The 1,841-nt window shown below is 39.9% G+C and carries 1 protein-coding gene; it reads right to left on the bottom strand.

Annotated features, from left to right (window positions below; translation table 11 throughout):
• Window positions 1-433: 433 nt before the first annotated feature.
• Window positions 434-1,375: a hypothetical protein gene (locus tag G625_RS20250; RefSeq protein WP_049895932.1), complete on the bottom strand. Its 942-nt coding sequence runs from the start codon at window positions 1,373-1,375 to the stop codon at window positions 434-436.
• Window positions 1,376-1,841: the final 466 nt, after the last annotated feature.

Raw genomic sequence — 1,841 nt, 5'->3', positions numbered from 1 at the left:
CATAGCGGGTGGTTTTGTGTGCCACGCGCTTGATCGTTTTGCTGCCGGCAAAACTTGAAGCAGCGCGCGGCACGTGGTCTCGACCTACAATAATATCCGGCAGCTGGGTGTCAACCGTATCGTTATCCAACTGGCAGGTACCTGCGTTGCGGTGACCGCCTCCGCCATACTTAAGGCAAAGCTCTACGATGTCTTTCAGATTTTATGGTGCCTGTCAACTATGGTTCCGAAAGAATACCAGATCATGCTTAAAGCGGAATGCCTTGAAATGAGGATCTTTGTATAAATCAAAAGATCCAACATTTTTAGTGTAGGCAGTATAAGCATACTGCCTATTGCACCGCATCATTGGTTGATATCCAACTGGAAGGATCATGACATTTTGTATTCTGTCCAGCACATGGCACGCCTCATCTAGAATTATCATTAATCCTTATTTGTTAGAAAGATTACCTCTCCTAAAATCCTCAAGAAGTTGTTCAAGATAATGTTCGTCCTCAGAGGCTTTGATTGCATCTTTTCCACGATTATTTTCCCATAAGTAATTCAGAAGGTCTGTTGTTTCTTTTCTACCTTCTTTTCTACCTTCTTTTCTACCTTCTTTTCTGCCTTTCCGTTCAATTGTAGCATCATGATTCTTCATCAAGGTCTCTTCATCAAACAATGCCAACATCATGTCAATGACCTCCTCTCTTTCCATCTCAAGATATTCCTCCAAAACCGCTTCACTCCGGCAGATTCTGATCGTTTCTTCCACAGCTTTCCTCGTTCGTCCATGAAGCTTTACCTGTTCATTAAATATATGGCAAAACCTTATGTACTGGTTAATGATATCACCCTGAGCTCCGTCGTAAAGTATCTTCACTTCGCAGCCAATACTGATATCTATGCCTTCGAAAAGACTGTCCTTTAATGTCAATTTCTCGGGTTTATGGTCCTTTTTAGTCCCGGTGTATATCACATAAAGTTCTGGCACCGGCAAAGAGATTGTTTCTTCCGCATATATATCAAGTCCCTTTTTCTTTATATACTTGTACCAAGTCTGAACTACGTATAGCAGAACACGTACTACAATATTCTCGCTCCAGGTGCTCTGCGCCTCTGCTAATATTATCAGCCTTTCTCCAACCATAAATCCGAGATCGTTATACTGCTGGTTCAGCATATGACTCTCTATGGTCATCAACGTAATCTCGTCAACAGTAGTCTCTTCATCCTCAGGATGTAATGCCCTGTACAGTTGGTAAGTATATCTCACGTTACTGAAAAGATTTGTAAAAACAGAAGCCTTTGCAGCCCATTTGGTCTTCGGCTCATTATCATCAATAAATCCTGCCAGTTCTGTGTTTTTCTCTGTGTCAATTTCTTTATCCAATATTGTTTCCTTTGCTTTCATATTATCATGTTGCATCTGTATACACAATGTAAGCTAATTTCAAAATCATTATGTATCTACAGGTTTCGTATACCTTATCACAATATGAAATCTTTTCATATTGTCTAAACATCTATGCCTATAAATTGGCGCCACCATAAATGAAACATGGATGCCTTTACACTTTGATAGTTCAATGGATACCCACTATACTTATACTAACGGCAAAGATCGTTTTAATTTTGGGCTTGTAGCCCGATGTCTAAACTGATTTAGGTACTCTCATTTGAACCACAATCTGTCCAGCCGATTACGGCAGAAGGACGTAGAGTAAAATGATAAAAGACAGAGTACCGTGCCGTAAACTCATCCAAAGTCCAGCTAAGAAATGTCAAGGAGTAAATTGAAAATATTAGAAATTAGCCATCACCTGCATTTTTGGGTAACTTTAATAAAGCTAATTCAT

Source organism: Oribacterium sp. NK2B42, assembly GCF_000424445.1.
In the GTDB taxonomy this organism is placed as follows: Bacteria; Bacillota; Clostridia; order Lachnospirales; family Lachnospiraceae; genus Oribacterium.
Note: the sequence above shows the minus strand (reverse complement) of the source record. Positions and strands in the feature narration are given on the sequence as shown.